The 23,800-nt window shown below is 71.8% G+C and carries 22 protein-coding genes; 11 read left to right on the forward strand and 11 right to left on the reverse strand.

What is annotated here, in order from left to right:
- The first annotated feature begins 16 nt into the window (after positions 1 to 16).
- On the forward strand, positions 17 to 1,471 hold the full coding sequence (locus tag EDF64_RS14545) for a flotillin family protein (protein WP_133520693.1): 1,455 nt from the start codon (positions 17 to 19) through the stop codon (positions 1,469 to 1,471).
- A gap of 30 nt (positions 1,472 to 1,501) precedes the next feature.
- Here EDF64_RS14545 and EDF64_RS14550 read toward each other — a convergent pair whose 3' ends face one another.
- The 5 genes from EDF64_RS14550 to EDF64_RS14570 form a co-directional block, all read right to left on the reverse strand.
- Positions 1,502 to 1,999 carry a hypothetical protein gene (locus EDF64_RS14550; RefSeq protein ID WP_133520694.1) on the reverse strand — a complete coding sequence of 166 codons (498 nt, stop codon included), beginning with the start codon at positions 1,997 to 1,999 and terminating at the stop codon, positions 1,502 to 1,504.
- 71 nt (positions 2,000 to 2,070) lie between these two features.
- The gene (locus EDF64_RS14555; RefSeq protein WP_133520695.1) at positions 2,071 to 2,757 is read right to left on the reverse strand and encodes an ATP-binding cassette domain-containing protein; all 687 of its coding nucleotides are present in this window, start codon (positions 2,755 to 2,757) and stop codon (positions 2,071 to 2,073) included.
- A complete protein-coding gene (locus EDF64_RS14560; RefSeq protein ID WP_133520696.1) occupies positions 2,754 to 3,623 on the reverse strand; it encodes an ABC transporter ATP-binding protein in 870 nt (289 codons plus the stop codon). Before EDF64_RS14560 ends, EDF64_RS14555 begins: the two co-directional genes overlap by 4 nt.
- Positions 3,620 to 4,882: an FtsX-like permease family protein gene (locus EDF64_RS14565; protein ID WP_133520697.1), complete on the reverse strand. Its 1,263-nt coding sequence runs from the start codon at positions 4,880 to 4,882 to the stop codon at positions 3,620 to 3,622. Before EDF64_RS14565 ends, EDF64_RS14560 begins: the two co-directional genes overlap by 4 nt.
- A gap of 1,999 nt (positions 4,883 to 6,881) precedes the next feature.
- The gene (locus tag EDF64_RS14570) at positions 6,882 to 7,820 is read right to left on the reverse strand and encodes an aminoglycoside phosphotransferase family protein (RefSeq protein WP_133520698.1); all 939 of its coding nucleotides are present in this window, start codon (positions 7,818 to 7,820) and stop codon (positions 6,882 to 6,884) included.
- A gap of 206 nt (positions 7,821 to 8,026) precedes the next feature.
- Between EDF64_RS14570 and EDF64_RS14575 the strand changes: the two genes are divergently transcribed.
- The 9 genes from EDF64_RS14575 to EDF64_RS14615 all read left to right on the forward strand — a co-directional run bounded on the left by EDF64_RS14575 (position 8,027) and on the right by EDF64_RS14615 (position 18,415).
- On the forward strand, positions 8,027 to 10,087 hold the full coding sequence (locus EDF64_RS14575; RefSeq protein WP_133520699.1) for an MDR family MFS transporter: 2,061 nt from the start codon (positions 8,027 to 8,029) through the stop codon (positions 10,085 to 10,087).
- Positions 10,088 to 10,159: 72 nt separating this feature from the next.
- Positions 10,160 to 10,741 carry a TetR/AcrR family transcriptional regulator gene (locus EDF64_RS14580; RefSeq protein WP_133520700.1) on the forward strand — a complete coding sequence of 194 codons (582 nt, stop codon included), beginning with the start codon at positions 10,160 to 10,162 and terminating at the stop codon, positions 10,739 to 10,741.
- Between the two features lie 359 nt (positions 10,742 to 11,100).
- Positions 11,101 to 12,435 carry an enolase C-terminal domain-like protein gene (locus EDF64_RS14585; protein WP_133520701.1) on the forward strand — a complete coding sequence of 445 codons (1,335 nt, stop codon included), beginning with the start codon at positions 11,101 to 11,103 and terminating at the stop codon, positions 12,433 to 12,435.
- Positions 12,436 to 12,485: 50 nt separating this feature from the next.
- Complete coding sequence (locus EDF64_RS14590; RefSeq protein ID WP_243736405.1) at positions 12,486 to 13,724, forward strand: ABC transporter substrate-binding protein; 1,239 nt, start codon at positions 12,486 to 12,488, stop codon at positions 13,722 to 13,724.
- A gap of 107 nt (positions 13,725 to 13,831) precedes the next feature.
- Entirely contained in the window at positions 13,832 to 14,809 is a 978-nt protein-coding gene (locus EDF64_RS14595; RefSeq protein ID WP_111115283.1) for a carbohydrate ABC transporter permease, read from the forward strand.
- A complete protein-coding gene (locus tag EDF64_RS14600) occupies positions 14,802 to 15,719 on the forward strand; it encodes a carbohydrate ABC transporter permease (RefSeq protein ID WP_111115282.1) in 918 nt (305 codons plus the stop codon). Before EDF64_RS14595 ends, EDF64_RS14600 begins: the two co-directional genes overlap by 8 nt.
- A gap of 34 nt (positions 15,720 to 15,753) precedes the next feature.
- Complete coding sequence (locus EDF64_RS14605; RefSeq protein ID WP_133520703.1) at positions 15,754 to 17,097, forward strand: alpha-L-fucosidase; 1,344 nt, start codon at positions 15,754 to 15,756, stop codon at positions 17,095 to 17,097.
- Positions 17,097 to 17,423 (forward strand): L-rhamnose mutarotase, encoded by a 327-nt coding sequence (locus EDF64_RS14610; RefSeq protein WP_133520704.1) that lies wholly within the window; start codon positions 17,097 to 17,099, stop codon positions 17,421 to 17,423. Before EDF64_RS14605 ends, EDF64_RS14610 begins: the two co-directional genes overlap by 1 nt.
- Positions 17,420 to 18,415, forward strand: a complete 996-nt coding sequence (locus EDF64_RS14615) for an aldo/keto reductase (RefSeq protein ID WP_133520705.1) — start codon at positions 17,420 to 17,422, stop codon at positions 18,413 to 18,415. Before EDF64_RS14610 ends, EDF64_RS14615 begins: the two co-directional genes overlap by 4 nt.
- 134 nt (positions 18,416 to 18,549) lie before the next feature.
- On the opposite strand, the gene EDF64_RS14620 is transcribed toward EDF64_RS14615, so the two are convergent.
- The 6 genes from EDF64_RS14620 to EDF64_RS14645 form a co-directional block, all read right to left on the reverse strand.
- The gene (locus EDF64_RS14620; protein ID WP_071292246.1) at positions 18,550 to 18,831 is read right to left on the reverse strand and encodes a GlsB/YeaQ/YmgE family stress response membrane protein; all 282 of its coding nucleotides are present in this window, start codon (positions 18,829 to 18,831) and stop codon (positions 18,550 to 18,552) included.
- Between the two features lie 95 nt (positions 18,832 to 18,926).
- Positions 18,927 to 19,604: a FadR/GntR family transcriptional regulator gene (locus tag EDF64_RS14625; RefSeq protein ID WP_083402770.1), complete on the reverse strand. Its 678-nt coding sequence runs from the start codon at positions 19,602 to 19,604 to the stop codon at positions 18,927 to 18,929.
- Between the two features lie 96 nt (positions 19,605 to 19,700).
- A complete protein-coding gene (locus EDF64_RS14630; RefSeq protein ID WP_133520706.1) occupies positions 19,701 to 20,453 on the reverse strand; it encodes an SDR family NAD(P)-dependent oxidoreductase in 753 nt (250 codons plus the stop codon).
- Positions 20,453 to 21,316, reverse strand: a complete 864-nt coding sequence (locus tag EDF64_RS14635; protein WP_133520707.1) for a fumarylacetoacetate hydrolase family protein — start codon at positions 21,314 to 21,316, stop codon at positions 20,453 to 20,455. Before EDF64_RS14635 ends, EDF64_RS14630 begins: the two co-directional genes overlap by 1 nt.
- A gap of 41 nt (positions 21,317 to 21,357) precedes the next feature.
- Positions 21,358 to 22,248 (reverse strand): amidohydrolase family protein, encoded by an 891-nt coding sequence (locus tag EDF64_RS14640; RefSeq protein WP_208108917.1) that lies wholly within the window; start codon positions 22,246 to 22,248, stop codon positions 21,358 to 21,360.
- A 183-nt stretch (positions 22,249 to 22,431) separates the two neighbouring features.
- Entirely contained in the window at positions 22,432 to 22,695 is a 264-nt protein-coding gene (locus EDF64_RS14645) for a glutaredoxin family protein (RefSeq protein ID WP_133520708.1), read from the reverse strand.
- 73 nt (positions 22,696 to 22,768) lie between these two features.
- On the opposite strand from EDF64_RS14645, the gene EDF64_RS14650 reads away from it, so the two are divergent.
- Entirely contained in the window at positions 22,769 to 23,800 is a 1,032-nt protein-coding gene (locus EDF64_RS14650) for a PrsW family intramembrane metalloprotease (protein ID WP_133520709.1), read from the forward strand.

Consider the following 23,800-nt stretch of genomic DNA (forward strand, 5'->3'; position numbering starts at 1 on the left):
GACCGGAGGGGGAGTCATGGAAGTCCTGTTCGCGCTCGGAGCCGTCCCGCTGATCGTCGGCGGGATCATCGTCCTCGCGGTGATCGCGTTGATCTACGCGAAGGTCGTGTACCGCAACGCGGGTGCCGACGAAGCACTCATCATCACGGGCAAGCGCTCACGCAAGGTCAAGAACGCGGACGGCACCGAGACGGTCGAGTCCGGCATCAAGGTCGTGCTCGGCGCCGGCGTGCTCGTCCGACCGTTCTTCGAGAAGGTCGCGAAGCTCTCGCTGAGCTCCCGGGCGATCGACATCAACGTCAACGCGCAGGACTCCCGCGGCGTGACGATCGACGTCGAGGCCGTCGCCCTCGTCAAGGTCGGCGAGACCGACGCCTCCATCCGGGCGGCCGCGCAGCGGTTCCTCGGACAGGAGAAGAAGATCGACGACTTCGCGCGCGAAGTCCTGTCGGGCTCGCTCCGCGCCTCGATCGGCGCGACGGACGTCTCCACGATCATCCGCAACCGTGACCAGCTCACCGTCGCCGTGCTCGACGTCGCGAAGGACGCCCTGCACAGCCAGGGGCTCGACGTCGACTCGTTCGAGATCAAGGGCATCTCCGACCGCAACGAGTACATCAGCGACCTCGGTCGTGCCGAGCGCGCTCGCGTTCGGCTCGAGGCCGAGAACGCCGAGGCCCAGGCCGACCGCGAAGCGCGTGAGGCGCGTGCGACCGCCGACCAGGCCATCGCCGAGGCGGAGAACACGCTCGCCATCCGACGTGCGGCGCTGCAGCTCGACGCCGACCGTGCCTCGGCCGAGGCCGCGGCGGCGGGTCCGCTCGCCCAGGCCCGCGCGGCGCAGGGCGTGGTCGAGCAGGAGCAGCTGACCGCGCAGAAGCGTGCCGAACTCCGTCGCGCCGAGCTCGAGTCCGAGGTGAGCGCCGTCGCCGAGGCGCAGGCGCGGAAGACCCGTGTCGAGGCCGAAGCCGCCGCTGCGGCCCAGGTCGAGACGGCCCGCGCCCAGGCCGAGGCCCGGCGGATCTCCGCCGAGGCGATCGCGGCCGAGGCGAAGGCCGAGTCCGAGGCCCGCAAGCTCGCCGCCGACGCATCGCGTGCCGAGGGCGAAGCGGCCGCCGACGCGATCCGCGCCAAGGGGCAGGCCGAGGCCGACGCCACGAAGGCGCAGGCCGACGCCCTTGCACAGCACTCCGACGCCGTGCTCCGCGTCAAGGCGATCGAGACGCTGCCGAGCATCGCCCGCGAGCTCGCCGCCCCGATGGGCAACATCGACAAGCTCACGGTGGTGTCGTCCGACGGCGCCGGTGCCTTGTCGAAGAGCGTTGTCAGTCAGTTCAGCGAGGTCGACGCGCTGCTCGGCACCACGGCCGGGTTCACGCTGAGCGACATCGTGAAGAGCACCACGACCGGCCAGGCAGCGGCCCGCGCCGTCGTGCGCGAACAGGCGCAGGAGCCGCTGGCCGCCGAGTAGGGGTCGGTGCTCGGTGCGGGCGCGACGGGCTCAGGCCTCGTCGCGCCCGTCGTCGTCGCGGCGCTCGCGCTGCTGGCCACCGGCGTCCTCGCGCTGCCCGCCGTGGTCCTCGCGCTCGGCGCGGTCGTGCTGGTGGTCGGCATCGTGCGGGTGGCGGCCGTCGTGCTGGTGGCGGACGTCGTGCTCGGCGTCGTCACGCTGCTGCGACAGCCGCTGCTGCCAGACGACGCTGCGGGCGGCACCCTCGAGGATGTCGTCGACGCTGCGGCCGGACTGGGCGGCGAGTGCTCCACTGAGGCCCGCGGTGAGCGTCCCACCCGCGGCGGCCAGGCGTTCGACGACCTCTTCCTGCCGCTCGGTCAACGGTTCGTCGATCATCTCGTCGATGGTGTCGCGGATGTTCTGCTCGCTCGCGTCCAGGGCCGCCTCGTCGCCCGAGTGCAGTGCTGCTGCCTCGCCGACGACGACCAGTCCGAGTCGTGCGGCGTCGTCCTCCGGACGTGGGGTGCTGCCGTGCTCGTCAGTCATGCGGAGGACCGTACGCTCCCGGGGGTCGCGCTTCCTGGATCGACGGGGTACCGCGGCCGACGGTGACCCGTTCAGGCCGGAGCGTGCCGGCCGCGGTGACCGATCCGCAAGAGGATCGCGGACGCCGGTACCTCGTCGTCGGACGAGCGCCCGACGACCACGATCCCGCCCCGGTCGGCCGCGGCCTCGAGCGCGTGGAGAACGACGAGCCCCGATGCCGGGTCGAGCTCGCTCGTCGGGTCGTCGAGCACCGTGACACCGGCATCGACCGCGAGCGCCCGAGCGAGTGCGACGCGCTGCTGCTGCCCGCCGGAGAGCTGCTCGGCGAGGTTGGTGCGGACCGCCGGCGGTACCCCGACGGCGTCGAGGGCCTCCGCGATGCGGTCGTCCCGGTCAGGACGTCCCCGCTCCGCGCGACGGCGGGACGGCGCGTGCGCGAGCAGGCCGAGTGCGACGTTCTCGGTCGCGGTCAGAGCTCCGAGCAGATCGTGGTCCCGCGTCAGGAGCGCGAGCGGTGGCCGTCCGGCGGCGAGGTCCTCGATCCGGACCGAGCCCGTGCTCCTGGCGCGTGCCGACCGGTCGAGCGGGGGCGCGTCCGGGTCGAGCGCGGCGACGACGGCCGAGAGCACCGCGGACACCTCAGCGCCGTCGTCCCCGGTCACGACCACGACCGCGCCGGCGTCGACCCGGCCGTCCACCGCGAAGACCTCCCGGTCGCCGAACCCGACTGTGAACCGTTCGAACACCAGTGCCGTCACGCCGTCGCCTCCTCGTCCGCCCGTCGGATGCGCAGGCCGCCCGCGCTGTCCGGCTCGACCGTGACGAGTGCACCGGTCGGCCAGTCGCCCCGGAGGTGCTGGGGGATCGGCACGGAACCGTCGGCCGCGACGACGGCGCGGCGCCCCGACCCGGAGTCCTCCTCGCCGACCCGGCCGTCGCGGAGGTGGATCATCCGCTGCATCCGGCGGGCGACGGCCTCGTCGTGGGTGACGAGCAGGACCGCGATCCCCTCCCGCTCCGTCTCGGCGACGAGCAGGTCGAGCAGAGCATCCCGCGCGGCGGTGTCGAGGCGGCTCGTCGGTTCGTCGGCGAGCAGCAGCCGTGGGCGGGACGCCAGCGCCACCGCCAGTGCCGTGGTCTGCCGGTGCGACGCGGACAGCTCGGCGACGGGACGGCCGTCGTCGGAGACCCCGCCGGCTGCCAGCACGCGTTCGCCGAGAGCGCTGTCGCGGCTGGGGATCCCGCGGACCGTCCAGGCGACGTTGGCGCGGGCCGACTCGTGGCCGATGAGGTTGACGTCGGCGCCCTGCAGCATGAGTCCGAGGACGTCACGCCGCAGTCGGTCGAGGTCGCGCCGGTCGGCGGTGCCGAGGTCCTGCGCGCCGATGGTCACCGTGCCGGCACTCGGTCGCATCAGGCCGGCGGCGATCGACAGCAGGGTCGACTTGCCCGAACCGGACGGGCCGAGCAGCGCGACGCGCTGCCCGGGCGGCACCGTCAGGTCGACGCCGCGCAGGGCGGCCACGTCGACCTCGGCCTCCCGGTACACGTGCACGAGGCCCGAGGCGCGGAACGCCGGGAGGGACCCGTCGTCCGCGACGGGCGTGGAGCGCGATGGCGTCACGGTGCGGGCCTCCCGTCTCTCGGGCGCCGGTGCTCCGCTCCGTCGCCGCTGCCGCGCGGTCGGCCGGAACCGTCCGCGCCGACGGCGGCGACCCCGGCGGAGACGGCGAGCAGCACGAGCATCGTCACCGCCGTGACCGCGAGCACGGTGAGCGGCCCCACGGGCACTCCGAGGGGCGGGACGGCCTCGGCGCGCAGCGGGAGCCGCGCGGCGGTCACCACCGTGGCGATCGTCCCCGCCACCGCGCCGAGCAGGACGGCGGCTGCGGCGGGGAGGAACGTCTCGCGGAGCACGGCTCGACGCACGGCGCTGCGCGAGAACCCGCTCGTCCGGAGCACGTCCACGTCGTCACGACGGCGACGCGCTCCGATCGCACCGACCCCGGCGACGACGAGCAGGACGAGCACGAGGGCCGCGCCGGCGGTCGGGATGCCGACCAGCGCCCCGAGCACCGGAGCGCTCCGCTCGGCCCGGCGTTCGGCGTCTGCGAGGGTGTGCCGGCCCGTCACGGTCACGCCGTTCCGGGCGAGGGCGGCCGTGACGCGCCGCTCGGCCCCGGGTGCGACCCACACCTCGTGGTCCGTGCCCGTGCCGACCGGGTTCGAGACGTGGCCGGCCGAGGTCAGGTCGACCAGGGCGCCGTCGGCGAGCACCCGCGGGAGCGCCGGTGCCGTCCCGACCACGCGCAGCACGATCGACTCCCCGTTGAGCCCGATGCCGACCGTGGCGTCGGGAACGCCCGCGAACGGTTGCGTGACCGTCGCAGCACCGATGACGGTCGGGAGGGGCTCGGCACCGTCCCGCGGGGTGATGCTCGGTGTCCCGGAACCCGTCGGGTCGACCCACGAGACGCGGAGGCCGTCGCGGCGGTCCCCGAGGGTGGCGGTCGGGCCGCCGTCCGGCAGCGGGTTCTCGCCGAGGCGGCTCCGCCAGCGGTCCGCGTGGAGCCAGGCGGCGCCGACCGACCGCGCCGTCGTGCCGTCCCCGACCGTGACGTCGGTGATCGTCGCCCCGAGTCCGTAGGGTGCGCTGGTGGTCGCGCTGGTCTCGAGGCCGAGCCAGACGAGTCGGCAGCCGTCGGTGCAGGGGAGGGCGCCGCGGGCACTCGTCAGCGTGCCGTCCCGCGGTGCGCCGAGGACGACCCGGTGCCAGCCGTCGGCCGCCTGCACGACGGCGACGACATCCACGTCGGCGGGGTCTGCGGTGGCGACGGTCTTCGCCGCCTCGCCGTAGGGTGCGCCGACCTCGCGGAGCGTCACGGCGAGCTGCGTCCCGGTCAGGCGGAGCGACCGGCCACCCGTCGGACGGAGTTCGCGTTCGAGTGCGGCCGTGCTGCGCCCGCCCCAGGTCGGGTCCCACGCGCTGACGGCGGCGAGGCGGGTTGAGTCGAGGGCGATCAGCCGCCCGACGCCGACCCCCCCGGGACGTCGCCTGCACCGCCATGGCTGAGCGCCCGCCGGGATCAGCGTCGCGCACGGCCTGCACGAAGGGCGTGTCCTCGGCCACCCGCACGTCGAGGACGGTCGCTGCGCCGAGGGTCGCGGCTGCGCGGTCGTCGGCGAGGCGGACGGCGAGGACGGCCGTCTGCGTCGACGACACCGCCAGGGCGACGCCGAGGACGACCATGACGGCGGTCGTCAGCACCGACGGCGTCCGCGCGATCCGACGCACCACGAGCAGCTCGGTGAGGGAACGCGCCGGGCGGTCGGCGCGGCGGCGGACCACGGCGACCCCGACACGCAGTCCGACGATCGCCAGCAGGACGGCGATGAGCGACGGCGCGAGGAGCGCGATGCTCGGACCGGTGACCTCCGTCTCGGTCGCGACGGCCGCGAGTCCGACGACCGCGGCGATCACGGCCACCGCCTGGACGACCGCGCCCGCGCGGGACAGGGTCCGCGGCTCGGTGACACGCCGGAGCAGGTCGACGAGCGGCACCCGTGACGCGCGGGCGCTCGCGACGACGAGGGCGACGAGCGACCCGGCGAACGCCGCGGCGAGGGCGAGGAGGACGGGCGCGCGGAGCGGTTCGAGGGCCGGGGCCCCCGCGCCGAGCAGCACCGGCGCGCAGAGTGCGGCGAGGCCCAGACCGGCAGCCGCACCGGCGACGGCGCCGACGACCGTCGCGAGCACGGGCTCGAGCAGGACCGCGGCGAACCGACGTCGCGCCGGCAGCCCACGCAGCCGGGCGAGTCCCCACTCCGCCGCGCGCGCCTGCCCGATGCGGCCGGCGACGACCCCCTGGGCGAACCACGCCAGCACGACCGCCTGCAGTGCCGGCACAGCGACGATCGTCGTCGCGGCGTCGTTCCCGTCCGCCACCCGGTCGACCAGGTCGTCGATCCGTTCCTGCACCGACACCGACGACTGTGCGCTGCTCTCGGTCAGCGTGCCGTCCCGAGCGGCCGCGACGTCGCGCACCACCGCGGGCACGTCGTCGAGGCGGAGCCCGTGCCGGAGGGTCTTGACCGACCACATCGTCCCGGTGATCGACAGGTCGTCGAACCCGGCGAGGGACATCACCAGGTCGGGGCCGCCGGTGCCCCCGCTGCCGAACAGCTTGCCGGGCGCGCTCGCGATCCGGCCGACGCGGCTCGTTGCGTTGTAGGTACCGACCACCCGCACGCGGACGGACTGCTCGGGGACGTCGAGCACGGAGAGCGGCAGCACCGCCCCGGTCGCTATCCCGGAGCCCGCCGGGGCGAGCACCTCGTCGGAACCCGACGGACACCGCCCGTCGACGAGCCCGAGGGACGCGCAGTCGTCGGAGAGCCCGGCGAGCTGGGTGTACCGCACGTCGGCGTCGGCCGGATCGGACGGCGCTCGGTAGGAGACGAGGGCCTTCGACTCGGCGACGACGACTTCTCCGTGCCAGAGGCGGCTCTCCGTCGCTGCGGAGGTGGTCGTGACGACCGCTCCCTGGGCCTCGCTGAGCTTCTGGTACTCGATCTCGGCCGAGGCTGCGATCGACGTGCCGCGTACCCCGGCGTGGGCGAGCGCATCGTCGAGCGTCGACTGTTCGACGGCGCGGAGGAGCAGGGGCGCGATCACGGACACCACGGTCGCGACGAGTGCGAGGAGGGCGAGCACCACGGCGGCCGCGGGGCGGCGACGGACGCTGCGTGCCCAGAACGGAGCCGACCCTCGTCCCACCGGCACCCCCTCGCGCGGTCGGCACCAGTGCCGACGTCGGAAGTCTGGCACACCGGTGGGGCGTGCGGCGGTCAACGGTGCGCGCGGGTCAACGGTGCGCGGCGGTCAGCGCGTCGTCCACCGGCGGAGGAGCCATTCCGCCGCCGCGAGTCCCTCGCGTCGCTGGAAGTCCCGGAGCGTCGGCATGTTGGGAATCGCTGGCCGCGCGGCCTTCTCGAAGAAGGTGCCGGCGAGCCCGGCCAGGACGGCGTCCACCGTCGTCGCGTCCAGCCCGGCGAACACCGGGTGCACGGCGAGGTGCTCCTCGACGTCGGTCGCTTCGCCTCGGACCAGCACGTCGAGCAGGTAGGTGAGCGGGTCGAACCAGTGCGCTCCCACGGCGGCCCACGGCCAGTCGAGCAGCCAGACCTGCCCGACGGCGTCGACGAGCAGGTTGTCCGCGCGACAGTCGACGTGGGTGAGGTGCTCCCCATCGACCAGGGCCGCGCTCCCGCGTGCCGTCCGCGCGAGGCGTTGCGCTTCGGCGGCGACGTGCCGCGGGATCGTCGCCGGCAGCCCGATGGCGAGCATCCGATCCCAGGCGCCGAACTCCCCGGCGAGGTCGTTCGTGAGCCGAGGCCGTGCCGCCAGCGCACCGGTGGCGACGGGCAACGTGTCGAGGGCGTCGAGCACGGCTGCGACGTCGGCTCCGTCGCGGGTCTCACCCGGATGGCGGCCGTCCACGTCGGCGAGCACGAGGGCGATCCAGTCGTCACCGTCGACCGTGTCCTCGAGCGTGGCGAGCAACCGCGGGGCCCGGACCGACGGTGGGAGGAGGGCCATCACGTGGGCCTCCTGCCCGTGGAGACCGAAGGCACCGGCGTTGCGCGACTGGGAGACCGTCTTGACGAACGCCCGTCCCCCGCCGGCGACGACGACCCGGTCGGCGCTCCCGGGCGAGTAGCCCTCGGCCTGCGACACGGCTTCGACCACCTCGCCGCCGAGCACCCCCTCGACGCGCCTGCGAAGCGTGTTCGGTACCGCGTCCCACGTCATCCGCCCCATGCACTCACGGTAGTGGGCGGGTCAGCCTGAGAAGCCGTTCACGAACGTGCGCTCACGGCAAGTTTGCGTTGTGAGCAAACGTGCTCAAGGTGTAAAGTTGCAGCGTCTGCAAGGTTGACCCGCCGTCATCGGCCCGCCACACACGCTCAGGCGTCCCTCGCGACCACGAACCAGCACCACTCACCACCGCACCCCTGAAGGACCCCATGTCTACTGCCACCGCACCCGTCGAGGTGCAGCGCGGACGACAGAGCACCCCGGCCAGCACGCCGGGGAAGCCGATCATGTCGCACCGCCAGATCCTCCTCGTCATCTACGGCCTGATGGCCGGCATGTTCCTGTCGTCCCTCGACCAGACGATCGTCGGCACCGCGATCCGCACCATCGGTGACGACCTGCACGGCCTCGACCAGCAGGCCTGGGTCACCACGGCGTACCTCATCGCGTCGACGATCACCACGCCGATCTACGGCAAGCTCTCCGACGTCTTCGGCCGCCGCCCGCTGTACATCTTCGGCATCGCGGTGTTCATCCTCGGGTCGCTGCTCTCGACGATGTCGACGTCGATGATCATGCTCGCCGCGTTCCGTGCGTTCCAGGGCATCGGTGCGGGTGCGCTGATGTCGCTGCCGCTCGCGATCATGGGCGACATCCTCGCCCCGCGTGAGCGCGCCAAGTACCAGGGGTACTTCCTCGCCGTCTTCGGCATCTCGAGTGTCATCGGCCCGCTCATCGGCGGACTGTTCGCCGGTGCGACGAGCATCCTCGGCATCACCGGGTGGCGCTGGGTCTTCCTGATCAACGTCCCGATCGGCGTCGCGGCGCTCCTCATGGTCATCGCGTTCCTGCACCTGCCGAAGTTCGGCGACGCCAAGGCGAAGCCGCGCATCGACTGGTGGGGTGCGACCTCGGTCATCGTGACCCTCGTCCCGCTCCTGCTGGTGGCCGAACAGGGCCGCACGTGGGGCTGGGGTTCGGCCGGCGCGATCGCCTGCTACGTCGTCGGTGCCCTCGGGCTCGTCGCCTTCCTCGTGGTGGAGACGCTCATGAAGGACGACGCGATCATCCCGCTCAAGCTGTTCCGCTCCGGCACGTTCTCGATGGCCACGATCCTCGGCTTCCTGGTCGGCTTCGCGATGTTCGGCGCCATGCTGACCATCCCGCTCTACCTGCAGATCGTCACCGGGCTGACCCCGACCGAGTCGGGCTTCGCGACCCTGCCGATGATCGGTGGTCTGATGATCGCCTCGATCGCGTCCGGCCAGATCGTCGCCCGCACCGGCCGCTACCGGATCTTCCCGGTGATCGGCACGGCGCTGGTCTCGTGCGGCTACGTCGTCCTGACGTTCATGACGATCGACAAGCCGCTCTGGTTCCTCATGATCGGCATGTTCCTCATCGGCCTCGGCCTCGGCCAGCTCATGCAGAGCATCACCCTCGCGTCGCAGAACTCGGTCCAGCCGCGTGACATGGGCGTGGCGACCAGCTCGGCCACGTTCTTCCGCCAGATCGGTGGGACGCTCGGCACCGCGGTGCTGCTGTCGGTCCTGTTCTCGATCATGCCGGCGAACATCCTGCACGCCACCGCGGACGAGAAGAACCTGACCTCGGCCCTCGACGCCGCCCTGAACCCGACCGTCGCGTCGGCGAAGGCGAACCAGGGTGTCATGGACCAGATCTGGAACCCGATCGTCACCCCCGTCAAGCAGCAGGTGCAGACCGGCCTCGACGCCGCGACCGCCAAGGTGACCCAGGCCACGGCCGGCGCTCCGGAAGCGGTGCAGCAGCAGGCGCTGGCGAGCGCCGCGACCCAGGCACACGCCAGCGTTCAGAACGGCGCGCTCACGGTCGACTGGTCGAACGCGGCGCAGCGCACCTACTGGGTGAACGACCTCGCGCCGACGCTCGCGAAGCAGATCGACAAGGGCGCGAACACGTCGAGCAACTCGAACGCCGAGACGAGCGACACGTCCTACCTCAACGGTGCGGACAAGGCCCTCACGAAGCCGTTCATGACCGGGTTCAACGCCTCGGCCGTGACCGTCTACTGGGTCGGCTTCGCGGTGATCCTGCTCGCGTTCGTGCTGAGCTGGTTCTTCAAGGCGCCGCCGCTCCGGAAGAGCTCGGCCCTGCAGGAGCAGGCGGACAACGCCGGCACGGCCGACGACCTCGAGGTGCAGGCGGTCAGGGCCGCCGACACGATGGGCTCGCCCACCGCGCCCGTCACCGGTTCGATCCCCGTCCAGCGGGGCGCGTCGAACGACTAGGTCGACCGGGGCCTCCCACCACCGCGTGGGAGGCCCCGTCCCGCACCACCCGTTCCGCACCAGGAGCACCACGTGACCACCAGCGAAGCCCCCGCCGCCGACTGCGGCCTCCGGGAGCGCAAGAAGCAGCAGACCCGCGCCGCGATCCACGCCGCCGCCCTCGAACTCGTCACCGACCGAGGCCTCGCAGGCGTCACGGTCGAGGAGATCTGCGCCGCCGCCGGCGTCTCGCCGCGGACGTTCTTCAACTACTTCCCGTCGAAGGGCAACGCCGCACTCGGGCTGCCCGCGACGACCGTGCCGGACGAGGCGCGCGCGGCCTTCCTCACCGCCGAGGGGCCGCTCGTCTCGGACCTGTGCGACCTCGTCGCGCAGACGGTCACCCTGCCGGCGGACCGTCGCCGGATGAAGGAGCTCGTGCAGGCCCGGCCGGAGATGGTGCCGACGATGCTGCAGTGGATGGCGGACGCCCGGCTCGCCGTCCACGAGGTCGCCTCGGAACGAACCGACCCGGACTCCGCGCGGACCGCGGTGACGCTCGTGATGGCCGCGGTCATCGAGGCGGCGCACCGCTTCACGGTCGGCTCCCGCGACGACCTGGCGGACCGGCTCCGTGGGGTGGTCGCCGAGATGGGCCGGCTCGCCACCACCTGATGACCGCGACGGTCGCGTCGCCCCCGGCGCGAGGCGACCACGGCCTGGAGGCGCGGTGCGGGTCCGACCCGCACCGCGCCTCCAGGCCGTGGTGCGTTCTGACCCATCGCGAGTGCCGTGGAAAGCGGAATCGCGCGTAGGTGGTCGGAAAGAACGACTTCCTACGCACGGAACGTCTTCCTACGCGCGGAACGACCTTCTCCGCGCAGAATGGCTCGGGGCGAGGAGCGGCGCGAGTCATCGGACGACTCGGCGCGCTTCGTGGCTGAAACGCAACACGATCCGCTCTTGACAGCAGAGACATCGGATGTTTCGATTACCTCGTTCGGTCGATGGCGACCGGACGGGCAGGAGACACGATGAGCCGCATCACCGGTCTGCGCGTGCGCGACGTCCGGTTCCCGACCTCGCGGGACCACGACGGATCCGACGCGATGAACCCGGCACCCGACTACTCCGCCGCGTACGTCGAGATCAGCACCGACGCCCTCGACGGACACGTCGGCACCGGCTTCGTCTTCACGATCGGCCGCGGCAACGAGGTGCAGGAGGCCGCGATCGAAGCCCTCCGCGACCACGTCCTCGGGGCCGACGCCGAAGCGCTCCTCGACGACATGGGCGGCACCTGGCGGGCGCTCGTGCACGATTCGCAGCTGCGGTGGCTCGGCCCGGAGAAGGGCGTGATGCACATGGCGATCGGCGCCGTGGTGAACGCGCTCTGGGATCTCCGGGCGAAGCGGGCCGGGCAGCCGCTCTGGGCACTGCTCGCCGACCTCAGCCCCGAGGAACTCGTCGACCTGGTCGACTTCCGGTACCTCACCGACGCGATCACCCCCGACGAGGCGCTCGCGATGTTCCGCGACGCCGTCCCGCTCCGTGCCGAGCGCCGTGCACGCCTCGAACGCGAGGGCTACCAGGCGTACACGACCACGCCGGGCTGGCTCGGCTACGACGACGAGAAGCTGGCGCGCCTCTGCCGCGAAGCCGTCGACGAGGGGTTCACCCAGATCAAGCTCAAGGTCGGCGGCGACGTCGACGAGGACATCAGGCGGATGGGCATCGCCCGCGCCACCGTCGGCCCCGACATCCGGATCGCCATCGACGCGAACCAGCGCTGGGACCTCGACGAGGCCGTGACGTGGATCGACCGGCTGCGGCAGTTCGACATCGCCTGGGTCGAGGAGCCGACGAGCCCGGACGACGTCCTCGCGCACGCCGAGATCGCCCGCCGCATCGCCCCCATCCCGGTGGCGACCGGGGAGCACATGGCGAACCGGGTGATCGCGAAGCAGCTCATCCAGGCCCGCGCGATGAGCGTCCTGCAGATCGACGCCACCCGCGTCGCCGGGGTGAACGAGAACCTGGCGATCCTGCTCCTCGCGGCCAAGCACGGCGTCCGGGTGTGCCCGCACGCCGGTGGTGTCGGCCTGTGCGAGGCCGTCCAGCACCTCTCGATGTTCGACGCGGTCGCTCTGACCGGCGACCTCGACACCCGGTGCATCGAGTTCGTCGACCACCTGCACGAGCACTTCGTGACCCCGGTCGACGTCCACGACGGCCGCTACTGGCCGCCGACCGCTCCCGGCGCCGGCACCGAGATGCTCGCCGCCACCCTCGACACGTACGAGTTCCCGGACGGCCCGGTCTGGGCCGGCGCGTCCGCACCGCTCCCGGACGCCGTCCGCGTCGCCTGACCACCACACCCTCACCCTCACCCGATCACCACGACGAAGTGGAGACTCCGATGCAACGACGACGAATGATCGCCGGGCTCGCGGCAGCAGCTGCCGCGGCCCTCGTGCTCACCGGCTGTTCCTCCGGCAGCAGTGCCGGTGGGAGCCAGTCGAAGGACGCCCTGACCTGGTCCATGTGGATCGCCGGTAAGGAGGACAAGGCCGCCTGGCAGAAGGTCGCCGACACCGTGAAGAGCGAGGACGGCATCACCCTGACGATCCAGGGCGCACCGTTCGAGAACTACTTCACGAAGCTCAGCACGCAGCTGAGTGCCGGCGGCGCCCAGTGCGTCGTGAGCATGCAGTCGCTCCGCGCCGCGAACTACACGTCGTCGCTGCTGCCGCTCGACGACCTCGCGAAGAAGGACGGCACCGACCTCTCCGCGTTCGACAGCACCGCGCTCGACGGCATGAAGGTCGACGGGAAGCTCTACGGCCTGCCGTACGACACCGGGCCCATCATGATGTTCTACAACCGCGACCTCTTCAAGCAGGCCGGCGTCGCCGAGCCGAAGCCGGGCTGGACGGTCGACGACTTCGAGGCGGCGGGCGCTGCGCTCAAGGCGAAGGGCATCACCGAGTTCGGTTCGACGGTCGGCGACCTCAACCTCGAGTCGATGGTCTACGGCTACAACGGCGGCCGGGTGATCACGTCCGACGGCAAGCTCGACGCGTCGAACGCGAAGTTCGCGGACGGCCTCGACTGGCTCTCGACGCTGGTGAAGAAGGGCTACGCGACGCAGGCGTCGTCGGACTCGTCGACACCGGGGAACGACTTCGCCGCCGGCAAGGTCGCGATGTACACCGACGGTCCGTGGTCGCTCATCAGCCAGAAGGCCAAAGTGAAGTTCGACCTGGGTGTCACGACGCTCCCCGCCGGCACCCCGGGTCCGTCGACCTTCGCCGCCGGCTCCGGCTTCGGCGTCTCGAAGCAGTGCAAGTACCCGGAGCAGGCGTTCAAGGCCGTGCAGACGATGACCAGCGAGAAGGTCCTGACCTCGCTCGCCGAGCAGGGTCGCGCGTTCCCCGGTCGCACAGCGGCGCAGGCGGCCTGGTACTCCAGCGCCGGCATCGAGGGTGCCGAGCCCGCGCTCAAGGCAGCTCTCGCGAAGTCGTCCCCGCTCCTCGGGAACAAGCAGAGCGACCAGCTCTCCCAGCTGTTCACGCAGTACGCGCTGCAGGCGGTGAACGGACAGACCTCGGGCAAGGAGACCATGTCCTCGATCGCCGGCCAGCTCGGCACGCAGTGACGGACGCGACCGTCTGAGGGACGGGAGGCGCGGGTCGACCCCGCCCCGCGCCTCCCGTCCGATCCATCCCCTGTTCAGGACCGCGCGAACGACGAGGAGGTCGTCGCATGACCACCATCCAGGACCCACCGGCCGAAGCGGCCGTCCCCGCGGTCGCGACCGCGATCGCGGTCGGAGCCGCCACCCCGCGGCGGAAGGGCGGCGAGGACACGAGCGCGCTCGGGCGCCGCTCCTGGTGGGGGGCTGCGTTCGCGGCACCGCACTCGATCGGACTCGTCGTCTTCACGGCGTTCCCGATCATCGCGTCGCTCGTCGTCAGCTTCATGAACTGGCCCATGCTCGGCGAGCGCAGCTGGGCCGGCATCGAGAACTACGCCCGACTGTTCGCCGACCCGGTGTTCCGAACGGTCGCGCTCAACACCGCGCTCTTCGTGGTGCTGTACGTGCCGCTGAACCTCGTCGTGTCCCTCGGGCTCGCCGCCTGGCTGACGCCGCGGATCGCCGGCCGGCACGTCTTCCGCGTCCTGTTCTTCATCCCGACCATCACACCGATCGTCGCGAACGTCGTCGTGTGGCGGATGCTGTACCAGCCCGGTGGGGCGATCGACGCGTCGCTGCAGTCCACCGTCGGCGTGCACGCGCCGAACTTCCTCGCCGACGAGCACTGGGCGATGTTCGCCATCGTCGCGATGAGCGTGTGGCAGGGCTTCGGCTACAACATGCTGATCTTCTCGGCGGCGCTCGACGCCGTGCCGGAGAACCAGATCGAGGCCTCGCAGCTCGACGGCGCGAACGCCTGGCAGACCTTCTGGGCCATCAAGTTCCCGCTCATCTCGCCGTCGGTGTTCTTCGCGACGATGATGACGCTGATCACCTCGTTCCAGGTGTTCGTGCAGCCGTTCGTCCTGACGAAGGGCGGGCCGGGCACCGCGACGGAGACCCTCGTGCAGTACATCTACAACACCGGCTTCCAGAACCAGCAGCTCGGTCTGGCCTCGGCCGGCGCCTGGGTGCTGTTCGTCATCATCCTCGGGATCACGGCCGTCCAGTTCCTCGGGCAGAAGCGGTGGGTGCACTATGAGTGAAGCGGTCCGCGGGCACGTCGGTGCCACCACGTCGAACCGGACGGTCAACCCCCGTGCCGTCGCCAGGACGAAGTCCGCGCCACGACCGGGGCGGGTCCGGCACGCGATCGGGTACGCCCTGCTCTGCCTCGTCACGCTCCTGTTCGTCTCGCCGCTCATCTACATGGTCGCGACGAGCCTCAAGCCCGCCGACCAGGTGTTCACCACCCCGCCGACGCTCTGGGGCCGCTCGCTCGAGTGGGACAACTACGTGCAGGCGTTCACCTACCTGCCGTTCGCCCGCTTCATCCTCAACGGCGTGTTCGTCGCGGCGGTCGGGACGGCGATCAACGTCGCCGTGGCCGTGCTCTCCGGGTACGCGTTCTCACGGTTGCGCTGGCGTGGCCGGAACACGGTGTTCCTGCTGTTCCTCGTCACCCTGATGATCCCGCAGGACGTCCTCGTCATCCCGATGTACGTGATGATGCAGGGCTTCGGCTGGGTCGACACGTTCCAGGCGCTCATCATCCCGTGGGCCTTCACCGCGCTCGGCGCCTTCCTCGTCCGGCAGTTCTTCCTGACCGTGCCGCAGGAGCTCGACGACGCCGCCCGCGTGGACGGTGCCGGCGCGATCCGGACGTTCTTCTCGGTGATGCTCCCGCTCGCCCGGCCGACCATGGCCGTGCTCGCGGTGTTCTCGTTCATCTCGTACTGGAACTCGTTCCTCTGGCCGCTCGTCGTCGTGAACGACGTCGAGGCCCACGGCACCATCCCGCTCGGCCTGCAGCAGTTCTTCGGCCAGCAGGGCTCCGAGTGGAACCTCGTGATGGCGGCCTCGGTGATCTCGATGCTGCCGACTGTGATCCTGCTCGTCCTGCTCCAGAAGCACCTCGTCAAGGGCATCGTCACCTCCGGCCTCGGCGGCCGCTGATGCCCCTCCCCCCTCTGAAAGGAACACCGGCCCCATGACCATCACCGCACCTGCAGAGCCGCAGACCGCGACCGACGCCAACGGCCTGCCCGCCTGGTTCACCCACGACCGGTTCGGCATGTTCATCCACTGGGGGCTCTACGCCCTGCCGGCCCGGCACGAGTGGGTGAAGAACCGCGAGCGGATCACCGACGAGGACTACCAGAAGTACTTCGACCACTTCGACCCGGACCTGTTCGACGCCGCCGACTGGGCCCGCCGCGCCCGCGAGGCCGGCATGAAGTACGTCGTCCTCACCACGAAGCACCACGAGGGCTTCGCGCTCTGGGACTCGAAGCTGACCGACTACAAGGCGACGAACACCCGCTTCGGCCGCGACATCGTCCGCGAGTTCGTCGACGCCGTCCGGGCGGAGGGCCTGCGCGTCGGCTTCTACCACTCGCTCATCGACTGGCACCACCCGGACTTCACGATCGACGGCGTGCACCCGCGACGGGATGACGGCGAGGCAGCGATCGCCGCGCTCAACGAGGGCCGCGACATGGCCCGGTACCGCGCGTACCTGCACGGACAGGTCGAGGAGCTGCTGACCGACTACGGACGGGTCGACTACCTCTTCTACGACTTCTCCTACCGAGACAACGACCACGAGGACATCTGGGGCGGCAAGGGCCGCGAGGACTGGGGATCCGAGGAGCTGCTGGCGCTGACGAAGCGCCTGCAGCCCGGCATCATCGTCAACGACCGGCTCGACATCCCGGGGGACCTCGTCACCCCGGAGCAGTACCAGCCGGACAAGCCGATGGAGGTCGACGGCGTGCACGTGCCGTGGGAGGCCTGCCAGACCCTCAACGGCTCGTGGGGCTACGACCGCGACAACCTCAACGTGAAGAGCATCGACTTGCTCGTCCGGATGCTCGTCGACGGGGTGTCGAACAACGGGAACATGCTCCTCAACGTCGGACCCACCGGCCGCGGCGAGTTCGACGGGGTCGCACGGACCGCGCTCGCCGGCATGGGGACGTGGATGCACCAGCACGCGCGGTCCGTCTACGGCGCCGGGCCGTCGTCCTTCCGGGCACCGGCGGGCACGGTGTACACGCAGAACGGGAACCGGCTGTACCTGCACCTGTTCACGTGGCCGTTCGAGCACGTGCACCTGGCCGGCCTGGCCGGGAAGGTCGAGTACGCGCAGCTGCTGAACGACGCGTCGGAGATCCACTTCCGCGAGATCCCGGCGGGCACGCGTGCGCAGAACACCGGCCTCGGCGGGCAGCCGGCGGGCACCCTGACGCTGACCCTGCCGATCGTCCGGCCCGACGTCGCGGTGCCGGTGGTCGAGCTGTTCCTGCGCGACGACGCGGGGGTCGGCCGCTAGTGCAGCGGATCCTGTCGCGGACCCGACTGCGGGCCGGGAGCGAGGCGACGTACGACTCCGTGCACGCCGCGGTCCCGCCCGCGCTCGCGGCCCGACTGCGCGAGGCCGGCGTGCACGACTGGACGGTGTGGCGGGACGGGCGGGACCTGGTCCACCTCATCGAGGTCGAGGACTACCGTGCGATGCGCCGCGCACTCGCCGACGACCCCGTCAACGCCGAGTGGCAGGCGACGATCAACCCGCTGCTCGAGGCGGACGACGACTACTCCGGCGGCGACGACGGGGTGCCGCGGGTCTGGTCACTGGCGGACCAGGTGGACGCATGAGCTCGGCGGACGTGGCGCTGGACGTGGTGCCGGACGCGGGCCTTCCCGACCTCGACCGCGGGCCGTTCTGGCTCGGCGGTGCCGGCATCGCCAACCTGCTGCACGCGGTGTCCGACGAGGACGCCCGGGCCACCGTCGACGCGGCGTGGGACGCTGGCGTGCGGGGGTTCGACACCGCTCCGCACTACGGCCTCGGGCTGTCCGAACGGCGACTCGGGGCGGCGCTCGCCGACCGGCCGCGTTCGGACTACCTGGTCTCGACGAAGGTCGGCCGGCTGCTGGTACCCGGCCGTGGCGACGGCGACGACCTGGCGTCCGGCGGGTTCGCGGTGCCGGACGACCTCGTCCGGCAGTGGGACCCGTCGCCGTCGGGTGTCCGGCGTTCGCTCGACGAGTCGCTCGGCCGTCTCGGCCTCGACCACGTCGACATCGCGTACCTGCACGACCCGGACGTCTACTCGCTGACCGACGGGCTGGCCCAGGCGCTCCCGACCCTCGCCGAGCTGCGGGACGCGGGCGTGGTGCGCGCGGTCGGCGTCGGGTCGAACTCGGTGGCCGCGCTCGAGGCAGCCGTCGAGACCGGGCTGTGCGACGTCGTCATGCTCGCGGGGCGGTACACGCTCCTCGAGCAGCCCGCGGCGGCGCTCGTCGCACGGTGCGAGGTGCTCGGCGTCGCCGTCGTCGCGGTCGGCGTCTACAACTCGGGGCTGCTCGGGCACACCCGCCCCGATGCGTCCGCGACGTACGACTACGCCACCGCGCCGGCTTCGGTCCTGGCGCGGGCGAACGCCATCGCGGACGTCTGCGAACGGCACGGTGTCACGCTGCCCGAGGCCGCGCTGGCCTTCCCGCTCCGGGCCGCCGCGGTCCGGGCGATCGCCCTCGGCGCGCAGTCCGCCGAGCAGGTGCGGCAGAACGCCGCACGGGCCGCTGCGGCCGTGCCCGCGGAGCTCTGGGAGGACCTGCGCGCCGCCGGCCTGCTCGACGCCTGACCCCGGCCGGCTGCCTGCGCGGTGCGGTCTCCCGCGCGCCCGCCCGCGGTCGGCGACGCCCCGCACAACGAAAGTCACCCCGAACCACGCGTCTGCGCGGTTCGGGGTGACTTGGGTTGCGCGGGGGTTCCGCGTCAGCGGGTGCGGGCGCTGCTGCGGCCGGAGACCTTCAGGTAGATGAACAGCACGATGATCGCGCCGATGATCGAACCGATGATGCCAGCCGGCTGGAAGAAGCCGTCCATCGGGTCGTGCTGGAAGATCAGGAAGCCCAGGAACCCTCCGACGAACGAGCCGATGATGCCGAGCAGGATCGTCATCGGGATCGAGATGTGCTGCTTCCCGGGCATGACGAGTCGGGCGACGGCGCCGGCGATGAGTCCGACGATGATGAGGCTGATGATGAGACCGAGCACGGTTTCCTCCTTGTGGGGTCAACGTGTCCAGCGGGTTGCCGGGTTCACGACCGACGTCCTACCCAACACGACGGTGCCCCAGCGCGCTCTCAGGTTCAGTCGAGGGACCGTCGCAGCCAGCGCTCGACGCCCTCGACGTGCGACACCACGAGGGACTGCACGAGCTGCGGATCACGACGGCGGATCGCGTCCACGATCGCCGCGTGCTCATCGAGCGTGCGCTGCACCGAGCCGTTCTGGGTGAGGCCGCGCCAGACCCGCACGCGCACGGTCTTGCTCGACAGTGCGTCGAGCAGACCGGAGAGGTACTGGTTGCCGCCGATGCCGGCGATCGTCGAGTGGAACAGCAGGTCGTGGGCGACGAGGTCCTCGACGCCGGTGTCCTCGCCGACCGACGCCATCAGGGTCGCCAGGTCGTCGATCTGCTGCTCGGAAGCGCGCGCGGTCGCGAGGACGGCCGAGGCGGGCTCGAGGATGCGACGGACCTCGAGCAGGTCGACGAGCGAACGGTCGTGGTGCATGTCGACGACGAACGACACCGCCTCGAGCAGGACCCCCGGCTCGAGCGAGGTCACGTAGGTGCCGTCGCCGCGGCGGACGTCGAGCACGCGGATGAGCTCGAGGGCCTTCACCGCTTCGCGCAGGCTGTTCCGGGACAGCCCGAGCGACTCGCTCAGTTCCTTCTCTGGTGGGAGGCGCTGCCCGGGTTGGAGCTCGCCGCTCACGATCATCTGCTGGATGCGTGCGATCGCGTCGTCGGTCAACGAAGCCACGTCACCACCTCCTGGGGACCCGGCCACGAGCCGGACCGGACAGGGCGACGATACCGGCACCGCGCCTCCAGGCCGACGCGGCGGAGCCGACCGCCATCAGGCGGGCCGGAGCCGGAGTGCCTGCATCCCGCCGTCGACCGCGAGGTCGACGCCCGTCGTCGACCGGGCCAGGGGGCTCGTCAGGTAGGCGACGGCCTCGGCGACCTCCTCGGGGGCGACGAGCCGTCCGTGCGGTTGGCGGGCCTCGAGGGCTGCGCGCTCGGCGGCAGGGTCCGGCGCGCTGGCGAGCAGACGACCGACCCACGGGGTGTCCGCGGTGCCCGGGTTGACGGCGTTGACGCGGATGCCCTCGCGGAGGTGGTCAGCGGCCATCGCGCGGGTGAGCGCCGCGATGGCGCCCTTCGTGGCCGAGTACAGCGCGCGCTGCGGGAGCCCCGCGGTCGCGGCGATCGAGCACGTGTTGACGATGCTCGCGTTCCCGGAGGCACGGAGGTGGGGGAGTGCGGCTCGCGAGAGGCGGACGGCGCCGAGGACGTTGACCTCGTACACGCGACGCCACTCGTCGTCGGGGTTGTCCTCGACGGTGCCCTGTGCGCCGATGCCCGCGTTGTTGACGAGGACCTCGAGGCCGCCGAGTTGTTCCACTGCAGTGGCGACCGCTGCGCGCACGGACTCGTCGGACGAGACGTCGCACGTGACCGAGACGACGCCCTCGGCACTCGACGGCTGCAGGTCGAGCACCGCCACGGTGGCACCGCGGTCCTGCAGCGCGGTGACGATCGCGGCGCCGATGCCGGACGCGCCGCCGGTCACGATCGCCCGGACGCCCTGGTGGGTGGCGCCGTCCATCACGCCGCCCCGATCGTCTGCCGCTGCGAGCCGAGGCCCTCGGCGGTGAGCTCGACCACGTCGCCGGGCTGCAGGTACGGCGCACCGCTGCCCAGCGCGACGCCCGCCGGGGTGCCGGTGCTGATGACGTCGCCCGGGTACAGGACCATGAACTGGGACAGGTACCGGACGATCTCGGCGGGCCGGAAGATCATGTCCGCCGTGGTGCCGTCCTGCCGGACCTCGCCGTTCACGGTGAGGCGCAGCGTGAGTGCCTCCGGGTCGAGGCCGGCGTTCTGCAGTGACGACGGGGTCACGAGCCACGGCCCGAGCGGGTTGAAGGTCTCGCACGACTTGCCCTTGTCCCACTGCCCGCCGCGCTCGAGCTGGAACTCCCGCTCCGAGACGTCGTTGGCGATCGCGTACCCGGCGATGTGGGTCGCGGCCTCGGTCTCGGACTCGCAGTAGCGCGCGGTCGTGCCGATGACGATCGCGAGTTCGATCTCCCAGTCGGTCTTCGTGCTGCCACGGGGGACCAGGACCTCGTCGTCGGGGCCGATCACCGTCATCGGGTCCTTCATGAAGACGATCGGTTCGGTCGGGATCTCCGCGCCCGTCTCGGCGGCGTGGTCGCGGTAGTTCAGGCCGATGCAGACGACCTTGCCGGGCCGGGCGACCGGAGCGCCGCGGCGGAGGGCATCGGCGTCCGGGACGGGCCGCAGGTCGCCGGCGCTGCGGGCGTGCTGCACACGGCCGATCGGGTCGGACGCCAGGAACGACCCCGAGACGTCGTTCGTGATCGGGCGGAGGTCGAGGACCTCGCCGTCGGTGTCGATGGCCACGGGGATCTCGCTCCCCGCCGGGCCGAGTCGTGCGAACCGCATCGTTCCTCGCTCTCCTGCTGCGCCGGTGCAGCGGAAACATCCTATGTCTGCGGGTGCTTCCCGGCAAGGTAGACGCGGTCGGCGGTGCCTCGGAACACCGCGTCGCGCTCGTCGTCACCGAGGTCGTCGAGGGCGGTCGTGGTCGCGGTGAGGACCTCGGCGTAGTCGGTCGCGAGGGTCGACACCGGCCAGTCGGAGCCGAACAGCGAGCGGTGGGGGCCGAAGAACTCGACGACCTCGCGGGCGTAGCGGGCCACCGGGCGGTGGCGCCAGTCGTCGCCGGCCTCGGTGAGGAGGCCGGAGACCTTGCAGACCACGTTCGGGTGGGCGGCGAAGTCGCGCATCCGGGCGCGCCAGGCGTCGGCCACGGCGGGGTTGTCGCGCTCGGTTTCGGTGGCGTCCCGTTTGCCGGATCGGTCCCGCGCGATGGGGGGTTTGCCGGCGTGGTCCAGCACGAACACCGCCGCCGGCACCGTGTCGACGAGTGCCAGGGCGGCAGCGTGCTCCCGCTCGCGGACGAGCAGGTCGAACACGAGCCCCGCATCGGCCAGGGCGCGGACACCACGGGCCACGTCGGGACGCGCGAGCCAGCCGGGGTCGGGTTCGTCCTGCGCCTGGTGCCGGATACCGACCAGCCGGTCCCCGCCCGGTAGCGCCAGGGTGGCCGCGAGCCGGTCGGCCACGTCCGGCGCGGTCAGGTCCGCCCAGCCGACGACGCCGACGACCGGCTCGGGCTGCGCGAGGAGCCACGCCGTCTCGCCGGGGTCGTGCACGGCCTGCACGACGATGGTCCGCGTGACGTCGGTGTCCCGCGAGACCGCGCGGAGGTCGTCCACGTCGAACCGTCGCCGGATCGGGGCGACGGAGTCGTCCATCCAGGGGTACGGGCGGTCGGCCGGGTCCCAGAGGTGGTGGTGAGCGTCGATGATCACGCCGCCATCATGCCCGAGTCATCCGATGTCCGGTCGGTCGGGCCCATCACGCGCGCGATGGAAAGTGGAATCGGGCGTACCCGGTCGGAAGTTCCGACCAGGTACGCCCGATTCGACCCGGTACGCCCGGTTCGACCAGCGCGCGCCCGATCAGGCGCGCGCCCGGCCGGACCCAGGCGCGCGTCAGACCAGCGAGGAAGCCTCGAGCTCGGACCGCAGCTCCGCGTCGGACGGCTCCACGAAGTGCTTGCCGTTGGGCAGCACCACGACGGGGATGTTCTTCCGCCCGCTGATCGCCTCGGCGCGGTCCGCCGCGGAGAGGTCCGCCTCGACGTCCACGTACTCGTAGTCCACGCCGAGCGTGTCGAGCAGCGCCTTGGACCGTCGGCAGTCGCGGCACCAGTCGGCACCGAACATCGTCACCTTGTCGAACGTCTCGTCAGTCATGTCCCCCCGAACAGATGACTCGATCCCGGCATTCCCGCGGTCGCACCGTGCGACCTCGGAGCACCATGTCCCCATGAGCCTGCCCTCGGACCTCCCCGCCGTCCGTGCCGAGCAACGGGACGCGCACCCGGACCAGCACCAGCACAAGCACCCGGACCCGCACCAGCACCCGGACCCGCACGAGCAACCCCCGCACCCGCACCACCGGCACGGGTGGTGGTGGAAGACGCTGCTGACCGGGTTCGTGCTCTGGGTCGTCACGATCATCGTCACGTTCTCCACGCTCAACACGAACCTCGTGCCGACGATCATCCTGCTCGGCAGCTTCCTCGTGCCGTTCACGGTCGTGCTCTTCGTCATCGAGCGGGTGACCGGCTCGGTGAGCACGATGCAGCTCATCGTCGCGTTCTTCGTCGGCGGCATCCTCGGCGTGCTCGGGGCGTCGCTGCTCGAGGCCGACCTCCGCGCCGGCGCCGGCCTGTACATCGTGGTCGGCTTCGTCGAGGAGTTCGTGAAGGGCGTCCTCCTGGTGGTCGTCGGCTGGCGGGTGCGCCCGAAGACGGCTCGGCAGGGTGCGCTCCTCGGCGCGACGGTCGGTGCCGGCTTCGCCGCGTTCGAGTCCGCCGGCTACGCGTTCAACGCGGCGATCACGAGTCGCGGCATCGACCTCGTGTCGCTGCTGCAGACCGAGGTGGTGCGGGCCATCCTGTCGCCGGTCGGCCACGTGCTGTGGACCGCGATCCTCGGGGCGGTGGTGTTCGGCGCCGCGCACGGACGGGCGCGCTTCCGGTGGTCGTGGTCGATCCCGATCGCCTACGTCGGGGTGGCGCTGCTGCACGGCCTGTGGGACTCGAACTCCACGATCTCGACGCTGCTGGCGTTCCTGGTGACGGGGACGCCGTTCTCCGCGGCGCGGAACGGTGCCGTCCCGGTGTCGATCGCCGGGCTGGCGACGACGCTCTACGTGGTGGGGCTGGCGATCGTCTCGGCGATCGGGGTGGTCATCCTGATCGCGGTGCTGATCCGAGCGAAGAAGCGGACTGCCGGCGGCCTCGACGAGGACCCGGCCTGGTCCGCGACCCCGGCACCGCACCCGCTCGGGTGA

It is taken from the genome of Curtobacterium flaccumfaciens (assembly GCF_004361695.1).
GTDB lineage: Bacteria > Actinomycetota > Actinomycetes > Actinomycetales > Microbacteriaceae > Curtobacterium > Curtobacterium flaccumfaciens_B.

Coding starts and splice junctions, on each gene's coding strand:
- EDF64_RS14545 (WP_133520693.1), top strand. CDS start 17: ATGGAAGTCCTGTTCGCGCTCGGAGCCGTCCCGCTGATCGTCGGCGGG.
- EDF64_RS14550 (WP_133520694.1), bottom strand. CDS start 1,999: ATGACTGACGAGCACGGCAGCACCCCACGTCCGGAGGACGACGCCGCA.
- EDF64_RS14570 (WP_133520698.1), bottom strand. CDS start 7,820: ATGGGGCGGATGACGTGGGACGCGGTACCGAACACGCTTCGCAGGCGC.
- EDF64_RS14575 (WP_133520699.1), top strand. CDS start 8,027: ATGTCTACTGCCACCGCACCCGTCGAGGTGCAGCGCGGACGACAGAGC.
- EDF64_RS14585 (WP_133520701.1), top strand. CDS start 11,101: ATGAGCCGCATCACCGGTCTGCGCGTGCGCGACGTCCGGTTCCCGACC.
- EDF64_RS14590 (WP_243736405.1), top strand. CDS start 12,486: ATGCAACGACGACGAATGATCGCCGGGCTCGCGGCAGCAGCTGCCGCG.
- EDF64_RS14595 (WP_111115283.1), top strand. CDS start 13,832: ATGACCACCATCCAGGACCCACCGGCCGAAGCGGCCGTCCCCGCGGTC.
- EDF64_RS14600 (WP_111115282.1), top strand. CDS start 14,802: ATGAGTGAAGCGGTCCGCGGGCACGTCGGTGCCACCACGTCGAACCGG.
- EDF64_RS14605 (WP_133520703.1), top strand. CDS start 15,754: ATGACCATCACCGCACCTGCAGAGCCGCAGACCGCGACCGACGCCAAC.
- EDF64_RS14615 (WP_133520705.1), top strand. CDS start 17,420: ATGAGCTCGGCGGACGTGGCGCTGGACGTGGTGCCGGACGCGGGCCTT.
- EDF64_RS14630 (WP_133520706.1), bottom strand. CDS start 20,453: ATGGACGGCGCCACCCACCAGGGCGTCCGGGCGATCGTGACCGGCGGC.
- EDF64_RS14635 (WP_133520707.1), bottom strand. CDS start 21,316: ATGCGGTTCGCACGACTCGGCCCGGCGGGGAGCGAGATCCCCGTGGCC.
- EDF64_RS14645 (WP_133520708.1), bottom strand. CDS start 22,695: ATGACTGACGAGACGTTCGACAAGGTGACGATGTTCGGTGCCGACTGG.
- EDF64_RS14650 (WP_133520709.1), top strand. CDS start 22,769: ATGAGCCTGCCCTCGGACCTCCCCGCCGTCCGTGCCGAGCAACGGGAC.